This is a genomic window from Microbacterium resistens, from assembly GCF_021172025.1.
In the GTDB taxonomy this organism is placed as follows: Bacteria; Actinomycetota; Actinomycetes; order Actinomycetales; family Microbacteriaceae; genus Microbacterium; species Microbacterium resistens.
Genome location: NZ_CP082781.1, coordinates 3,177,643 through 3,193,368, shown reverse-complemented (window position 1 = coordinate 3,193,368; position 15,726 = coordinate 3,177,643). Strand labels below are relative to the sequence as shown.

General features: G+C 70.9%; 14 protein-coding genes. 4 read left to right on the top strand and 10 right to left on the bottom strand.

The features are described from left to right. Positions 1-17 precede the first annotated feature (17 nt). Entirely contained in the window at positions 18-1,307 is a 1,290-nt protein-coding gene (locus K8F61_RS15130; RefSeq protein WP_067243973.1) for an extracellular solute-binding protein, read from the bottom strand. A 197-nt stretch (positions 1,308-1,504) separates the two neighbouring features. Here K8F61_RS15130 and K8F61_RS15125 point away from each other — a divergent pair, with 197 nt between their 5' ends. Beyond that, positions 1,505-2,803: a glycoside hydrolase 5 family protein gene (locus K8F61_RS15125; protein ID WP_231819710.1), complete on the top strand. Its 1,299-nt coding sequence runs from the start codon at positions 1,505-1,507 to the stop codon at positions 2,801-2,803. 320 nt (positions 2,804-3,123) lie between these two features. On the opposite strand, the gene K8F61_RS15120 is transcribed toward K8F61_RS15125, so the two are convergent. Further along, positions 3,124-4,146 carry a LacI family DNA-binding transcriptional regulator gene (locus K8F61_RS15120; protein WP_067243968.1) on the bottom strand — a complete coding sequence of 341 codons (1,023 nt, stop codon included), beginning with the start codon at positions 4,144-4,146 and terminating at the stop codon, positions 3,124-3,126. 106 nt (positions 4,147-4,252) lie between these two features. Between K8F61_RS15120 and K8F61_RS15115 the strand changes: the two genes are divergently transcribed. After that, entirely contained in the window at positions 4,253-7,267 is a 3,015-nt protein-coding gene (locus K8F61_RS15115; protein ID WP_231819709.1) for an alpha-mannosidase, read from the top strand. A gap of 139 nt (positions 7,268-7,406) precedes the next feature. On the opposite strand, the gene K8F61_RS15110 is transcribed toward K8F61_RS15115, so the two are convergent. The 4 genes from K8F61_RS15110 to K8F61_RS15095 form a co-directional block, all read right to left on the bottom strand. Continuing rightward, the gene (locus tag K8F61_RS15110; RefSeq protein ID WP_231819708.1) at positions 7,407-8,027 is read right to left on the bottom strand and encodes a hypothetical protein; all 621 of its coding nucleotides are present in this window, start codon (positions 8,025-8,027) and stop codon (positions 7,407-7,409) included. Positions 8,028-8,058: 31 nt separating this feature from the next. After that, complete coding sequence (locus K8F61_RS15105; protein WP_231819707.1) at positions 8,059-8,874, bottom strand: serine hydrolase domain-containing protein; 816 nt, start codon at positions 8,872-8,874, stop codon at positions 8,059-8,061. Between the two features lie 82 nt (positions 8,875-8,956). After that, positions 8,957-10,342 carry a glycine--tRNA ligase gene (locus K8F61_RS15100; protein WP_231819706.1) on the bottom strand — a complete coding sequence of 462 codons (1,386 nt, stop codon included), beginning with the start codon at positions 10,340-10,342 and terminating at the stop codon, positions 8,957-8,959. 56 nt (positions 10,343-10,398) lie between these two features. Next, complete coding sequence (locus tag K8F61_RS15095; protein WP_231819705.1) at positions 10,399-11,124, bottom strand: YdeI/OmpD-associated family protein; 726 nt, start codon at positions 11,122-11,124, stop codon at positions 10,399-10,401. Between the two features lie 62 nt (positions 11,125-11,186). Here K8F61_RS15095 and K8F61_RS15090 point away from each other — a divergent pair, with 62 nt between their 5' ends. Continuing rightward, positions 11,187-11,600: a VOC family protein gene (locus K8F61_RS15090; protein WP_231819704.1), complete on the top strand. Its 414-nt coding sequence runs from the start codon at positions 11,187-11,189 to the stop codon at positions 11,598-11,600. Between the two features lie 30 nt (positions 11,601-11,630). On the opposite strand, the gene K8F61_RS15085 is transcribed toward K8F61_RS15090, so the two are convergent. The 3 genes from K8F61_RS15085 to K8F61_RS15075 form a co-directional block, all read right to left on the bottom strand. Beyond that, on the bottom strand, positions 11,631-12,320 hold the full coding sequence (locus K8F61_RS15085; protein WP_067243952.1) for a GNAT family N-acetyltransferase: 690 nt from the start codon (positions 12,318-12,320) through the stop codon (positions 11,631-11,633). Between the two features lie 124 nt (positions 12,321-12,444). Continuing rightward, positions 12,445-12,864: a type II toxin-antitoxin system VapC family toxin gene (locus K8F61_RS15080; protein WP_231819703.1), complete on the bottom strand. Its 420-nt coding sequence runs from the start codon at positions 12,862-12,864 to the stop codon at positions 12,445-12,447. Continuing rightward, positions 12,861-13,124 (bottom strand): ribbon-helix-helix domain-containing protein, encoded by a 264-nt coding sequence (locus K8F61_RS15075; protein WP_219085381.1) that lies wholly within the window; start codon positions 13,122-13,124, stop codon positions 12,861-12,863. Before K8F61_RS15075 ends, K8F61_RS15080 begins: the two co-directional genes overlap by 4 nt. A gap of 90 nt (positions 13,125-13,214) precedes the next feature. Between K8F61_RS15075 and K8F61_RS15070 the strand changes: the two genes are divergently transcribed. Continuing rightward, positions 13,215-14,684 (top strand): peptide MFS transporter, encoded by a 1,470-nt coding sequence (locus K8F61_RS15070; RefSeq protein WP_231819702.1) that lies wholly within the window; start codon positions 13,215-13,217, stop codon positions 14,682-14,684. 6 nt (positions 14,685-14,690) lie between these two features. Here K8F61_RS15070 and K8F61_RS15065 read toward each other — a convergent pair whose 3' ends face one another. Continuing rightward, positions 14,691-15,608, bottom strand: coding sequence for a serine hydrolase (locus K8F61_RS15065; RefSeq protein ID WP_231819701.1), 918 nt, complete (start codon positions 15,606-15,608; stop codon positions 14,691-14,693). Positions 15,609-15,726: the final 118 nt, after the last annotated feature.

Below are 15,726 nucleotides of genomic sequence, written 5' to 3'. Positions count from 1 at the left end.
CCCTCCGCATCGTCCGATCAGTCCACGAGGTTCTGCTGGGCGTACTCGACCGCCTTGTCCAGCGCTTCCTTCGGGGTGATGTCGCCCTTGACCGCGAGCGCGATCTGCTGCTTCGCGTAGGTCTCCATCGCCTCGGTGAACTGCGGGGCTCCGAGCATCTTCGCCTTGTCCATCTGGGCGGCGGCGAGATCGGTCGCGACGCCCTGCTGCTCGTTCTGCGCGGTCTCCGCGAACACGGACGGATCGGCGTTGGCCTCGACGGTGCCGGGGAAGAACCCGACGGCGAGCTTGACGAACTCGATCTGGTTCGCGGTGTTCGTCAGGTACTCGGCGAAGGCGAGGGCGGCCGCCGGGTTCTTGGCGTTCGCGGAGACGCTGATGCCCTGGACGAACAGCGGCGGGTTGCCGAACCCGCTGGTGACGGCCACGTTCGGCAGGAGCGTCGGGGCGTTGACCGCGATGTCCTTGTCGATGTAGTTCGGGCCGGCCGTGGCCCAGGCCACCGTGCCCTTGTTGAAGTTGTTGATGTTGGCGTTGGCGGTGCCGGCGTTCTGCAGCGCCTCAGGCGTGATCGCGCCTGCCTTGTAGAGGTCCGCGTAGCGCTGGACGATCGCCTCGGCCTCGGGAGTGTTGAAGACAAACTTCCCGTCCTTGACGATGTCGAGCGTGCCGCCGCCGTCGGACACCATGATCTGCAGCGACTTCGGGCTCGGGACGTCGGAGATGGTCTGGACGCCCGCCGCGGCGAGCTTCTCCGCCGCGTCGAGGGTCGCCTGCAGCGTCTCCGGCGGGGCGGTGACGCCGCCCTTGCCGAGCAGCTCGGTGTTCCAGTAGTTCAGCTCGGTGCCGAGGTACCAGGGGAATCCGAACGAGCCCTCGATCCCGTCGTAGGTGTAGGCGTCGACGCCGCCCTCGACGTAGTCGCCGAGCACGGACGACTCCGTCTTCAGGTCCATGAGCTGACCGGCCGAGGCGAGCGAGTACGCGTACTCCGGCGGGAGGTTCACGACGTCGGGCAGCTCGCCGGACTCGGCCTGCTGCAGGACCTTGTCCTCGTAGCCGTCCGCGGGCTGGTCGATCCATTTCACCTTCACGCCGGGGTTCTCCTTCTCGAACGCCTTGACGACGCCGTCGAAGTACGGGGTGAACTTGTCGTTCTTCAGGGACCAGGTCTGGAAGGTGACCTCGCCGGTGACCTCACCGTCGGCTCCCCCTCCCCCGGTCGCCGTGCCTCCGCCGGTGCACGCGCTGAGCGCCAGCGCGGCCGTTGCGGCGATACCCACGGCGAGAGTCGCTCGGATCTTCATGGACGTTCTCCTTCGAAGTGGCCCAGGGGCGCCATCGGATGGGGTGGCGTCCCGTCACTAAAACGATATAGTGACCATAGCATGCCACAAGGACGATGACCCGTCCACTGTGGATTCCGGCGCGAGAGGCACGACCCCTTAAGCCCTTCAGCCACCACGACCCGCTCTCCGAGCCTCGATCCCGTGAAAGGACCGCGATGACCGCGCACCTCCCGGCCGACGCCCCCCTGCGCTTCGGCGCGAACTACACCCCCTCGACCGAGTGGATGCACGCCTGGATGTCGCTGGACCTCGACGCCGTGCGCCGCGACTTCGCCGGACTCGCCGAGCTCGGGCTCGACCACGTCCGCATCTTCCCGCTGTGGACGGTGCTGCAGCCGAACCGGACGCTCATCCGCGAGCGCGCCGTCGACGACGTCCGTGCGGTCGTCGACGCGGCCGGCGAGCTCGGGCTCGACGTGAGCGTGGACGTGATCCAGGGACACCTCTCCAGCTTCGACTTCATCCCGTCCTGGCTGTTCACCTGGCACGACAAGAACATGTTCACCCATCCCGACGCGGTGTCCGGGCAGGTGGCCCTGGTCGAGCGGCTGGGCGCTGCGCTCGGCGACGCCGGGAACTTCCTCGGATTCACCACGGGCAACGAGACCAACCAGTTCTCGGCGAAGACCCACCCCTCTCCGTGGCCGGTCACGGAGTCCGAGGCCGCGGCATGGATCACCGCGCTCCTGGACGCCGCCGACCGCTCGGCCCCGGCGCAGCAGCACGTGCACAGCGAGTACGACGCCGCCTGGTACATGGACGGGCACGGGTTCACGCCCGCGCTGGCCTCGCGACTGGGCGCCATGACCACCGTGCACTCCTGGATCTTCAACGGCACCGCCCAGCGCTACGGCGGCCGGTCCGTCGCCTCCGACCGGCACGCCGAGTACATGATCGAGCTCTCGCGCGCCTTCGCGACGGACCCCCGCCGCCCGATCTGGCTGCAGGAGGTCGGCGCGCCCTCCAACTGCCTCACCCCCGACGAGATGCCGGGATTCCTGGAGGCGACGGTCCGCGCGGCCGTCCGCACGGACGACCTGTGGGGGATCACCTGGTGGTGCTCGCACGACGTGAGCCGGGAGCTCGCGGACTTCCCGGAGCTCGAGTACACACTCGGGCTCGTCGGACAGGACGGCGCGGCCAAGCCCATCGGGCGCCGCTTCGCGGAGATCATCCCCGAGCTGCGCGAGCGCCGCCCCGCTCCGGCCCGCACGCTCGGGATCGTCGTCGAGGTCGATGACGACGACACTCCCCTCAGCCGCGGCGCCCTCGGCCCCGGCGGCCCCGTCTTCCAGGCCTGGGTGGACGCGTGCACGGACGGCGCGGACCCCGCCTTCGTCACCTCGCGCACCGCCGCCGATCCGGCCGCCCTCGCCGCGCGCGGCATCACGGAGCTGATCCGTCCAGACCTCCGCGGCGCCGTCGACTACGCATCCCAGAACACCGTCGTCTGATCCTGCGCCCCCGGCCGCGTCGCGCGCCGGCACGCGTCGCGCGCCGTGGCGGAGATCCGCGCTTCGGGCGGAGATCCGCGCCTCCCGCGGAGAACGGCGCAGGATCCGTCCGCGCGAAGCGCGGTCCTCCGCGCGACGGGCGGTACGCCGAACCAACGGTGGTTCTCCGCGCGACGGGCGGTACACCGGACGCCTGATGCGGAGATGCACGCTTCCCGCGGAGAACGGCGCAGGATCCGTCCGCACGAGGCGCGCTCCTCCGCACGAAGCGCGAGCCTCCGCACGAAGAGCGATCCTCCGCACGAAGGGGCGGACCGGGATCAGCGGGGGGCGGCGGTGCTCTCGCGGATCGTGAGCTCCGGAAGGGGGCCCGAGCGCGCGGGAAGGACCTCAGGCGTCTCGATCTGCTCCAGCAGGAACTCCGCCGCGCCTTCCCCGAGCGCGAAGGTGTCGCGGGTCAGGCAGGTGATCGACGGGTGCACGAGCCCCGTCACCACCGAGTCGTCGAAGGACGCCAGGGACAGGACGCTCGGCACCGCGACGTCCATCTCCTGCGCGACGCGAAGGCCGGCGATCGCCATCACGTCGTTGTCGTACACGATCGCGGTCGGCCGCTCGGCGCGGCTCAGCAGCGCCCGGGTCGCCGAGGTGGCCGCCGCCGGCGAGAAGTCCGTCACCAGCGTCTCGCCCGCCACCCCGCGCGCGGACAGCTCGCCGAGCACCTCGGCGCGCATCCGCGTGTGCTGGAACTCCCCCGGGCCCGACACGTACGCGATGCGGGAGTGCCCGAGCGCGGCGAGGTAGTCGAACAGGCTGTGCGCGGCGCGGCGGTCGTCGAGCCAGATGGCCGCGGGCTCGTCCGCCGCCGACGGACGGGATCCGATCACGACCGCGGGGAGCGGGAGCTCCGTCAGCAGCGTCAGTCGCGGATCGTCGTCGTGCGGGTCGATCACGATGACCCCGTCGACCTGGTTCGCGCTGCGCCAGCGCCGGTAGGTCGCCATCTCCTCCTCAATCGAGGACACGAGGACCATCTGCATCGACATCCGCCGCGCGCCCAGCGCCGACTGGACGCCGGCGATGAGGTCGGTGAAGAACGCCTCCGTGCCGAGCGTGCGGGCCGGGCGGTTGACCGCGAACCCGACGACCCCGGCGCGCGAGCCGACGAGGGCCCGCGCCGCGGAGCTGGGCTGCCACTGGTGCGCCTCGGCGATGTCGAGGATCCGCTGGCGCGTCTGCTCGCTCACGCCCGGGCGCCCGTTGAGCGCGAAGGACACCGCGCCGGGGGACACTCCCGCCAGGCGCGCGATGTCCGCGATGGTGACGCGCTTCGCCCGTGACATAGACTCACCGTACTAGATCGTTTTAGTTCCTCTCGGAACTCCCCGGCCGGACGGAATACGATGTCCGGACGTTCCCCACATTCTGGCACCGCGAAGGAGCGCCTCCATGCACGAAGAGACCTCGCTGACCGTCGGCCGCGCGAACCGCGTCCTGACGGAGCGCATCCGCCCGGCGATCCACTCCGCGCGGGTGCCGCTCGAGATCTCCGCCCATGCCCTCCCCGGCGAGCCGATCGCGCCGGCCGACGGTCTCGGGCTGGACTACGAGCCGTTCGCGGCGGGACAGCAGTGGGGACCCGCGTGGGGCACCACCTGGTTCCGCGTCCGCGGCGAGGTCCCCGCCGCATGGGCCGGTCGGCGGGTCGAGGCCGTGATCGACCTCGGCTTCGACGTGAACATGACCGGCTTCCAGTGCGAGGCGCTCGTCTACCGGCGAGGCGCGGACGGCGAGCCGGTACCGGTCAAGAGCCTCAACCCCCGCAACCAGTGGGTGCCGGTGGTCCCCGTCGCAGAGGGCGGCGAGTCGGTCGAGCTGTTCCTGGAGGGGGCGTCGAACCCCGTGCTCCTCGACTACCACCCCTTCCTCCCCACCCAGGAGGGCGACATCCGCACCTCCTCGCCGGAGCCGCTGTACCGGATCCGCCACATGGATCTCGCCGTCTTCGAGTCCGAGGTGTTCGAGCTCGCGCTCGACGTGGAGGTCCTGCTGGAGCTGCAGGCGGAGCTTCCGGAGACCTCGCCGCGGCGCATGCGGATCCTCCAGGCCCTCGACGACGCCCTGGACGTCCTGGACCTGCAGCGGATCACCGACACCGCCGCGGACGCCCGGGAGCGGTTGGCCCCGGCGCTGGAGTCGCCGGCCGACGCCAGCGCGCACCGGATCGCCGCCGTCGGGCACGCGCACATCGACTCGGCGTGGCTGTGGCCCGTTCGCGAGACCATCCGCAAGGTCGCCCGCACCACCTCCTCCATGACAACGCTCCTGGAGGAGGAGCCGGAGTTCCGCTACGGGATGTCCAGCGCGCAGCAGTACGCCTGGGTCAAGGAGCACCGGCCCGAGGTCTTCGCCCGGATCAAGGACGCCGTGGCCGAGGGACGCTTCCTGCCGCTGGGCGGCATGTGGGTGGAGTCGGACACCGTGATGCCCACGGGCGAGTCGCTCGTGCGCCAGTTCTCCCACGGGCAGCGCTTCTTCGAGCGCGAGTTCGGGATCCGCTCGCGCGGAGTCTGGCTCCCGGACAGCTTCGGCTACTCCCCCGCCCTCCCGCAGCTCATGCGCCGGGCCGGCTTCGAGTGGTTCTTCACGCAGAAGATCTCCTGGAACCAGCGCAACGTCTTCCCGCACCACACGTTCGACTGGGAGGGCATCGACGGGTCCCGCATCTTCACGCACTTCCCGCCGATGGACACCTACAACTCGCAGCTGAGCGGGATGGAGGTCGCCAAGGCGTCGCGCCAGTTCAAGGAGAACCGCGTCGCGACCATGTCGATCGCCCCGGTCGGCTGGGGCGACGGCGGCGGGGGCACGACCCGCGAGATGACCGGCAAGGCCGCGCGCATGGGGTCCCTGGAGGGCGCCGCGCGGGTGGAGTGGAAGCACCCGGACGACTTCTTCGATGACGCCAAGGCCGAGCTGCCGGATCCCGCCGTCTGGGTCGGGGAGCTGTACCTGGAGCTGCATCGCGGCACCCTCACCAGCCAGCACGCGACGAAGGCCCTGCACCGCTGGGCGGAGCAGGGCCTGATCGAGGCGGAGCTGTGGGCGGCGACCGCCGCCGTGCGCCGCGGGACGCCCTACCCCCACGACGAACTTGACCGGCTGTGGCAGCTGGTCCTGCTGCACGAGTTCCACGACATCCTCCCCGGCACCTCCATCGCCTGGGTGCACCGCGAGGCCGTCGAGGTGCTCGGCGGCGTGCTGGACGATGCCCGCGGGATCTCCGACGCCGCCCGGCGTGCTCTCGCCGGCGAGGGCGATCGGCGCATTCGCTTCACGCCGACCTCGGTCGGTCTCGGCGCCGGAGCCGTGGCGCTCGGCGCCGCCGCCGTCGATGCGTCGGATGCGGCGGCCACGCTGACCGAGGAGGACGGCGGTTTCCGCCTGGAGAACGAGCTGGTGTCGATCCTCGTGTCCGCCGAGGGGCTCATCACCTCCGCGGTGGACCGCGCGAGCGGGCGCGACGCGATCCCCGCGGGCCGACCGGCGAACCTGTTCCAGCTCCACCAGGACTTCCCGAACATGTGGGACGCGTGGGACATCGACCGGTACTACCGCAACCGCGTCGAGGACCTCACCGGGGTGTCCTCGATCTCCGCCTCGGTGGAGGGCGGCGCCGCCGTGGTGGTCGTGGAGCGGGCGTTCTCGGAGTCGCGGCTGACCCAGACGATCGTGCTGCAGCCGGGATCGCGGACCGTCCTGCTGCGCAACGACATCGACTGGCACGAGACCGAGAAGCTCCTGAAGCTCGCGTTCCCGCTGGACGTGTTCGCGCGCGAGACGCTGGCGGAGACGCAGTTCGGGTTTCAGCGCCGGGCCACGCATGTGAACACGAGCTGGGAGGCGGCGAAGTTCGAGACGTCCATGCACCGCTTCGTGCTGGCGCAGGAGGAGGACTTCGGCGTCGCGCTCGTGAACGACTCGATCTACGGCTACGACACGAGCCGCGAGGTCGAGGGCGACGACGTCACCACGACGGTCCGCCTGTCGCTGCTGCGCGCCCCGCGTTTCCCCGATCCCGAGACCGACCACGGGTCCCACGAGATCGAGGTCGGCCTGGTCGTCGGCGCCGACGCGGCGATCGCCACCGCCGAGGGCATCCGGATGAACGCGCTGCCCACCGAGGTGCGCGGAGCGGACGAGGTCGAGCCCCTCGTCCGGGTGACCGGCCCGGGGATCGTCGTCTCGAGCGTCAAGCTCGCGGACGACCGCTCCGGGGACGTGATCGTCCGCGTGTACGAGTCGCTCGGACGACGCACGACCGGCGAGGTCGAGGTCGGCTTCCCCCACGACGGGATCCGTGAGGTGACCCTGATCGAGGACGAGCTCGACGAGCCCCGCACCGGCGGCGCGCTGAGCCTTCGCCCGTTCGAGGTCAGGACGCTCCGCATCTCCCGCGCCTGACGGCTCACCGTCCGCGGTTCCCGTCGCACTTCCGTCGAAACCCCTCCTGGCCGCCGAGACCCCCTCGGAATCGCGCGTTTCAGGAGGGGTTTCGGCGCGCAGAGGGGGTCTCGGCGCGGGTGGGAATGCGTCCGACGTGTCAGGCGTCGAGAACACGCGGGCGCGACGCGGGAGCGGCACGCAGCCCGAGCACGATCGCGATCCCCCCGAGCAGCGCCGTCAAAACCGGCGGGAGGAAGACGAGGGCGAACCCGAGCAGCCCGGAGTCCGTCACCGGAGACAGGAATCCGGCGGCGAGAACGACGGCCCAGACGACCAGACCACCGGCCGGTGCCCAACTCCAGAAGCGCGGCCACGCCCGGATGATGCCGATCAACACGACCGCGACGACCGTCAGCACGGCCAGCACCACCTGATACGGGAAGACGATGCTCTTCCACGAGGATTCCTCGGCGTGGGGGTTGGCGGGATCGTCGAGAACGAACCCGGAGACGAAGCGAGCCGCCCAGGGGCTCGCGAGCACGACCTGAAGGATCACCAGGACGGTCGCGACCGGCCGGCGCGCCGTGAGGCTTCCCGCCCGACCCAGGCCGATGACCAGGACCAGGACTCCGAGCGCCCACAGCGCGTCCTTCGCGAGGTGGATCCCGGCGAGAGGACCGCGCGCGACCAGGGCCACGACCGCGGACAGGACGAGAAGCAGGCCGCCGGCCACCCAGGTGCGGCGCCGGGAACGGGCGTCCGGATCCTCGTTCGTCATCGTCCCTCGTCCGTCGTCGTCGCCCACGACATCACCCGCCGTAGCGGGCGGCGATCTCCTCGGTGAGGGCGGGCCAGATCCGCTTGTGGTCCTCGCCGAACGGCACGCCGGACAGGAACGCTGCAGCCAGGTCCCGGGACCGGTCGATGAAGAGGAAGCTCCCCTGGGCCCCGAAGTGGCCGGCGGTCTCCGGCGGGAAGGAGTCGGCAAGCCAGTGCGGGGACTTCGCGCCCTTGCGCTCGAACCCGAGACCCCACTGGTTGTCCGGATAGGTGCCGTACCCGGGGACGAGCCCGGGCAGCCCCTGGCGCGAGACCCGCAGCGCCAAGTCGCGGAGCTCGGCCGGGATGAGCGTGGGGCGCAGCACCTCGCGGCCGAAGACGAGCAGATCCGTGACGGAGGAACGCGCCCCGGCGGAGGGGCGACCGGTCACGTCCGTCTCCGTCATCCCGAGCGGCGCGACCACCTCGCGGGCCATCCACTCGGCGAAGGGCATGCCCGCAGCCTCGGCGACGACGCCCGCCAGGAGGTCGAATCCCGCGTTGGAGTAGATGCGGCGCTCCCCCGGTGCGCGCTGCGGATCCTCCCCCTCGAACGGCAGGCCGCTGGTGTGATCGAGCAGATGGAGCACCGTCGATCCCTCGGGCCCGGCCGGGTCGTCGAAGTCCAGGAGGCCGTGGTCGATCGCCACGAGTGCTCCCCAGGCCGTGAGCGGCTTGGTCACCGAGGCCAGCGGGAGCACCTGGTGCGGGTCGCCCTGGATCGCGAGGGTTCGATCGGCGTCCGTGACACCGATCAGGGCCGGGTGCGGGAAGCCGTCGGTCGCGGCGAAGGTCGTCGTCTCCACGCAGCCATCGTCCCATGCGGCGGCGCGGCGGAGACCGCGGAGCCCCGGTCCAGACGTCTGGACCGGGGCTCTGCGAAGGGGATCAGGCGCCGCGCAGGCGCTCCGCGAGGTAGGCATCGAGCTGGTCCAGCGCCACGCGCTCCTGCGCCATCGTGTCGCGGTCGCGCACGGTGACCGCGCGGTCCTCCAGCGAGTCGAAGTCGATGGTGACGCAGTACGGCGTCCCGATCTCGTCCTGGCGACGGTAGCGACGGCCGATCGCCCCGGCGTCGTCGAAGTCGATCACCCAGTGCCCCCGCAGGTCGTCGGCGACCTCGCGCGCCAGCGGCGAGAGCTTCTCGTTGCGCGACAGCGGAAGAACGGCGACCTTGATGGGCGCCAGCCGCGGGTCGAGCTTCAGCACCGTCCGCACGTCCGTCCCGCCCTTCGCGTTCGGAACCTCCTCCTCGCGGTAGGCGTCCACGAGGAACGCCATCATCGCGCGGGTGAGGCCGAAGGACGGCTCGATCACGTACGGGGTGTACCGCTCGCCGGAGGCCTGGTCGAAGTACGTCAGGCTCTGGCCGGACACCTCGGAGTGACGGTTGAGGTCATAGTCGGTCCGGTTGGCGACGCCCATGAGCTCGCCCCACTCCTTGCCCGGGAACCCGAAGCGGTACTCGACGTCGATCGTGCCGGCCGAGTAGTGCGCCCTGTCCTCCTCCGGGACGTCATAGCGGCGCATGTTGTCGGGATCCACGCCGAGGTCGACGAACCAGTCCCAGCACTTCTCCACCCAGTGCTCGAACCACTCCTGCGCCTCGGCCGGAGGGGTGAAGTACTCGATCTCCATCTGCTCGAACTCGCGCGTGCGGAAGATGAAGTTGCCGGGGGTGATCTCGTTGCGGAACGCCTTGCCGACCTGCCCGATGCCGAACGGCGGCTTCTTGCGGCTGGCGGTCAGCACGTTGGCGAAGTTCACGAAGATGCCCTGCGCGGTCTCCGGGCGCAGGTAGTACATGCCGGACTCGTCGTCCACGACGCCGAGGTAGGTCTTGACGAGGCCGGAGAACGCCTTGGGCTCGGTGTACTGCCCCTTGGTCCCGCAGTTCGGGCACGGCACCTCGGCCAGTCCGCCCTCGGCGGGGCGGCCCTTACGGGCCTCGAAGTCCTCGACGAGGTTGTCCGCGCGGAAGCGCTTGTGGCAGTGGAGACACTCCACGAGCGGGTCGGTGAACGTCTCGACGTGTCCGGAGGCCTCCCACACGCGCTTCGGGAGGATGATGCTGGAGTCCAGGCCCACCATGTCGCCGCGGCCGCGGACGAACGTCTGCCACCACTGGCGCCGGATGTTCTCCTTCAGCTCCGTGCCGAGGGGGCCGTAGTCCCACGCGCTCCGGGATCCTCCGTAGATCTCCCCCGCTTGGAAGACGAACCCACGGTGGCGGGCGAGGCTGATGACCTTGTCGAGGCGGGACTGTTCGGCCATGGCGGCTCCAATGGTCGTGAGCGGAGGATCGTCCGGCGATGCCGGTGATGCCAATCCTATCCGCGGGGCGCCTCCCCCTCCGGCGCTCCCCTGCCCGCCTGCGCCGCGCGGGCGGCGGCTGCGGCGCGCTGCAGCCAGGCGGGCGTCGTTCCCGGGCGAGCCAGCGGGATGAGCAGCCCCGCGGAGCTGTCGGCGACGAGCTGCTCCGCCCGGCGCACGCGGGTCGCGGGCTGCTTCGCGGTCGCGATCCAGTGGCGCACGACCTTGCGGTACCCGGGGGTGGACGCGGCGAGGAAGGCGACCGTCGCCGGGGACGCGTCGATGATCCGCTGCACCTCCGGCTCCAGCTCGGCCTCGGCGTTCTCGTGCGAGTACGTGCCGGTGCGATCCGCCCGTCGCGCCTCGAACGCGGCGAGGCCCGCCGGCGTCATCCGGCCCTCGGCGCGCAGCCGCTCGACGTGGGCGACGTTGACCTCGGACCACGTGCTCCCCGGGCGCCGCGGCGACCACCGCTGCCGGCGGCGGTCGTCGTCCACACGCTGGGAGACCGAGTCGATCCACCCGAAGCACAGCGCCTCGAGGACGGCGTCGGCCCAGGAGAGGCCGCGTTCCGCCTCGGGGACGTGGGCCTTGCGCAGCTCCATCCACAGCTCGCCGGCCGTCTCGTGGTTCTGCTCCAGCCACGCCCGGAACTCGGCGGCATCGGCGAAGAAGACCGCCGGCCGGTCGGCGCTGCCGCCCGGCCGCCCCGCAGGCACCGGGCGGGCGTCGCTGTCGTTCATCCCGCCAGGATGCCACGAGCCCCCGACATCGCGGTGTCCGATGCCGGTGGCAGGATCGCGGCATGGAACAACGAGTGAGCTTCCTGACCCTGGCTGTCGCCGATGTCGCCCGCAGTCGCGCCTTCTACGTCGAGGGTCTGGGGTGGCGGCCGATCTTCGAGGCGGACGACGTCCTCATGCTCCCGGTCGCGGACCGTGTGATCCTCTCGCTGTGGTCGGTCGCGGGGTTCACGGAGGAGATCGGGGAGGCCCCGGCTCCGGGGCTGGCTCCGGTCACGCTGGCGCACAACGTCGCGAGCGAGGCCGAGGCGGACGCCGTGCTCGCCGAGGCGGCGGCGCTCGGTGCCGACGTCCGTCCCGCCGTGCGTCGTGAGTGGGGCGGGTACTCCGGATACTTCGCCGACCCCGACGGCTTCCGTTGGGAGGTCGCGGTCAACCCCGGGGAGACCGGCGCGTTCGTGCTTCCCCGTCCGTGACGCGGCGGGGCAGGGCGAGGTCGCCCGCTGTCACTGCGCGAACAGGTAGCCCCGCTCGACGTCGAAGCCCACGATCCGCAGACCACGGCCAAGGGTCTCCTCCATCCGGGTGCGCAAACGCATCCGCCACTCGTGCGCGGCCTCCGGATCCGACGTGCGCATCGCCTCGATGTCCGCCGGGATCTCCACGGTCTCGACGACGGTGTCCTCGGCCGGGGGCTTGGCGATGTCGGCGAGCGCCCATTCCACGTCCAGGCGGTCGCTCTCGTCCCCCGCGTCCCCGCCGCCGAAGATCCCGTAACGGTTGACCGAGTAGCCGGTCACGCGCGCCCCCAGCACGGTGAGGAAGAAGTGCGCGTTGCGGGCGACGAGCGGATCGAAGGTCCACGTGATCCGCCCGACCTCGCGGGAGAAGGCCCACTGGCGCTGGTGCTCCTTGAGCTCGCGACCCCAGCCGCGTCCCCGATACTCCGGCAGCAGGGCGGTGATGTGCGAGTGCATCGTGCGCCGCCCGGGCTCCCCGAAGAACGCGATCGACGCGCCGACCATGCGCTCCTCGCCGCCGTCGCTGTCGAACAGCCCCACGACGTAGTTGCCCGACTGCTGCAGCGCCCGCAGGGTGCCGGCGTCGATGACGCGCTCGGGTCCGCGGATCGAGTCCAGCAGGCCCTGCGCATCCAGGATCAGTTCGACGGTGTCAAGATCACGCACGGTTCGCACGCCCCCAGTCTGCCCCTCCCCGCCCCCAGGACGAAACGCGCGCCCTGCGCGCCTGTTTCACGGTCGGCCCGCCCCTCCCTTCCAGACAGGGCCAGCGCCCCGCATCATCGGCGACCGCGCCTCGTCATTCGTGCCGACGCCGACCGTGCATCTGCACCGCGATGCCCGCCCGCCGGGCTCCCTCCGCGAACCTGTCGTCATAGGTCCAGACCTCATGGGCGCCGAGCGCGATGGCGGTGGCGAGGTGAATCGCATCAAGTGTTCGCACCACCGGCGGCTCGAGGGTTCGCGCGAAGGCGAGCACCACATCCGTGATCGGCGCAACGCCGACTCCGCTCAGCGCGTCCGGCACCGCGTGGTCTGCGGCGTCCCCGGCGAATCGAGATCGCAACGCGCGCGAGACCTCGACCTCCGCCAGTCGGGAGGTCATGAGCGTCGCGGCGTCATCGACGGCGAGGCGCAGCGCATCCGCCAGGGAGTCGGATTCGTCCTCGGCGACGACGCGCTTCATCAGCGCGCTCGTGTCGATGTAGAGGATCCTCACGCACGCTCCTCGCGCAGATCGTCGAGGACGCTCTGGATCGTGACCCCGTCCGGCAATGACAGGGACGCCCGCACATCGCGAAAGGGCTCCACCGGCGGATGCGCCCAGTCCGGATAGAAGGGCTGACGCGTGCCCCCACCGAACCCGAGGTGCTCCGCGACCGCCCGGCGGACGATCTCCTGCTGACTGATGCCGGTCCGAGCTGATTCGGTCTTGAGTGCCGCTGCGGCTTCGGCACCCAACCTCAGGTTCATAGCCATACGTGATGGTACCACTCAGGGCGTCGAGTGGTACCACTTCGCGGCCCGGCTCGCCCGATCCCGGATCCGCGCGCAACATATTCTGGAATGATGAGCACCCCGCAGAAGACCCGTGAATCCGGCGATCGCGACACCCGGTTCTTCGGACAGCCGTGGGCGCTCGCGCACGTGTTCGGCGTGGAGATGTGGGAGCGCTTCAGCTTCTACGGCATGCAGGGCATCCTGCTGATCTACCTGTACTACTCGGTCACCGACGGCGGTCTCGGCATCCCGCAGGGCATCGCCGGCGGGATCGTCGGTGCCTACGGCGGATCCGTGTACCTGTCCACGATCCTCGGCGCGTGGGTCGCGGACCGCCTTCTCGGATCCGAGCGGACGCTGTTCCTCAGCGCGATCGTCATCATGGCCGGACACCTCGCCCTGGCCTTCCTCCCCGGCGTGGTCGGCGTCGGCGTCGGCCTCGTGCTGGTCGCCATCGGCTCCGGCGGGCTCAAGGCGAACGCGACCGCCGTCGTGGGCACACTGTACTCGGAGAAGGACACCCGCCGCGACGCCGGCTTCTCCCTCTTCTACCTCGGGATCAACCTGGGCGGATTCCTCGGCCCCATCCTCACCGGCCTCATGCAGTCCACGCTCGGCTTCCACTTCGGCTTCGGCATCGCGGCCGTGGGCATGGCCGCAGGTCTCCTCCAGTACTCGTTCGGCCGGCGCTCGCTCCCCGAGGCCGCGCGCCGGGTCGCCAACCCGCTTCCCGCCCGTCGCTACCCGCTCGTCGGGATCATCGCGGCGGCCGCGGTCCTCCTCGTGGTCGCCCTCGTGCTCGCGGGGGTCATCCGCGCCGACAACCTGTCCACCATCGTGATCATCGGCACGCTCGCGGCGACGGTGGCCTACTTCGCCGTGATCCTCGGGAGCCGTCGCATCGACGCGACCGAACGCTCGCGGGTCTGGGCGTTCCTGCCGCTGTTCATCACCAGCGTGGCGTTCTGGTCGCTGTACCAGCAGCAGTTCACGGTCCTCACCGTCTACTCCGACGCCCGCCTGAACCGTGACCTGTTCGGCTGGGAGATGCCGGTGTCGTGGGTGCAGTCGATCAACCCGGTCTTCATCATCGTGCTCTCCGGCGTCTTCGCGGCCCTGTGGACGAAGCTCGGCGCCCGCCAGCCGACGACCCCGGTCAAGTTCGCCCTCGGAGCGATCATCATGGGCGCGGCGTTCCTGCTGTTCCTGCCGTTCGCGGGCGGCGCGGACAACTCCACGCCGCTGCTCGCGATCGTGGGCATCCTGCTCGTCTTCACGATCGCCGAACTGCTCCTGTCGCCCATCGGCCTGTCCGCCGCCACGAAGCTCGCCCCGGCCGCCTTCCACACGCAGATGGTCGCGCTGTTCTTCCTGTCCGTGGCGCTCGGCACCGCGATCTCGGGCTGGCTCGTGCAGTTCTACGACCCGACGAACGAGGTGCCGTACTTCTCGATCCTCGGCGGCATCGCGATCGTCGTGGGCCTCGGGCTGTGGATCAGCGCCAAGCCGGTGCTCGCCCTGATGAAGGGCGTGCGCTGAGTCCGGTCAGAACGCGTACTCCATGAGCTCCACGCCCAGGATCCGGAAGGCGTCGTGGGCACGGAGACGGTGCATGATCGACAGGTCGTCGAAGCACACGATCAGCGCGTAGGCGACTCCCGCGCGCGGCCCTGCGAGCACCCCGGCCTCGACGCGGACCCCGTCCTCCCGACCGGTCTTGTTGACGAACAGGATCCCGTGGGAGTCGTTCTCGTGCGCGAACGGGTCCAGACCGGTCGCGGCGGCCACGAGGCTCAGATCGTGGTTCAGGCTCAGCCACTCGGACACCTGCGCGCTGACCGCCGCATCGACGACCCGCGAGTTCACCAGGTCGGCGAACAGGCGCGCCAGCTCCCCCGCGGTGCCGACGGCGAGGTGCGGAGCGTCATCGGGCCCCCGCCGGTCTCGTGTGCGGTCGAGCAGCGCCAGGCGCTCCAGTCCGAGCTCCTCGATCCGCGCCCGGACCCGGTCCAGGCCCACGTGGTCGAGCAGGGCGTTGACGGCGATCGGATCCCCCACCGCCGCCGCGAGAGTCGCGAGATCCGTGAGCGGGAGCGCCGGTGCCCGCAGATGCTGCCACACCCCGCCGATCGCGACCTGCTCGAGCTCCGCCCGCTCCACGACCTCCAGCGGGTCGATGCGGCCGGTCTCGAAGGCGGCCGCGGCCTCCACGAGCAGCGGCACGACCCCGAGGCCCCCGATCGGCAGCGTCACGTGGTCGTCGCCGGCGAGCACGCGTTCGCCGTGGTCCAGGTCGACGACGTGCACGGCGACCTGCGCCCCGGACTCGACCAGCCCTTCCAGGGCACGAAGGGTCGCGTCGAAGGAGCGGCGGCCGATCGCGGCGCGACGCGGAAGTCGTCGGGACGACCGCTGCGATCGGCGCAGGGCCGTGGACGGCGAAGGCTCGGGGGAGGTGCCCACGCGGATTCCTTCCGAGAAGGAGAGGGGGAGGTCGGCGCACGAGGACGTCGGTCGCACGGCTGCCCGCACGTCCCACGTCCCCCCGCGCCAGGGCTATCGTAACCCGCGCATGCGGCCG

Bases quoted from the DNA above. Each gene is read 5' to 3' on its own strand.
- K8F61_RS15130 (WP_067243973.1), bottom strand. From the start codon at position 1,307: ATGAAGATCCGAGCGACTCTCGCCGTGGGTATCGCCGCAACGGCCGCG.
- K8F61_RS15120 (WP_067243968.1), bottom strand. From the start codon at position 4,146: ATGTCACGGGCGAAGCGCGTCACCATCGCGGACATCGCGCGCCTGGCG.
- K8F61_RS15115 (WP_231819709.1), top strand. From the start codon at position 4,253: ATGCACGAAGAGACCTCGCTGACCGTCGGCCGCGCGAACCGCGTCCTG.
- K8F61_RS15075 (WP_219085381.1), bottom strand. From the start codon at position 13,124: ATGGCTATGAACCTGAGGTTGGGTGCCGAAGCCGCAGCGGCACTCAAG.
- K8F61_RS15095 (WP_231819705.1), bottom strand. From the start codon at position 11,124: ATGAACGACAGCGACGCCCGCCCGGTGCCTGCGGGGCGGCCGGGCGGC.
- K8F61_RS15125 (WP_231819710.1), top strand. From the start codon at position 1,505: ATGACCGCGCACCTCCCGGCCGACGCCCCCCTGCGCTTCGGCGCGAAC.
- K8F61_RS15110 (WP_231819708.1), bottom strand. From the start codon at position 8,027: ATGACGAACGAGGATCCGGACGCCCGTTCCCGGCGCCGCACCTGGGTG.
- K8F61_RS15070 (WP_231819702.1), top strand. From the start codon at position 13,215: ATGAGCACCCCGCAGAAGACCCGTGAATCCGGCGATCGCGACACCCGG.
- K8F61_RS15100 (WP_231819706.1), bottom strand. From the start codon at position 10,342: ATGGCCGAACAGTCCCGCCTCGACAAGGTCATCAGCCTCGCCCGCCAC.
- K8F61_RS15090 (WP_231819704.1), top strand. From the start codon at position 11,187: ATGGAACAACGAGTGAGCTTCCTGACCCTGGCTGTCGCCGATGTCGCC.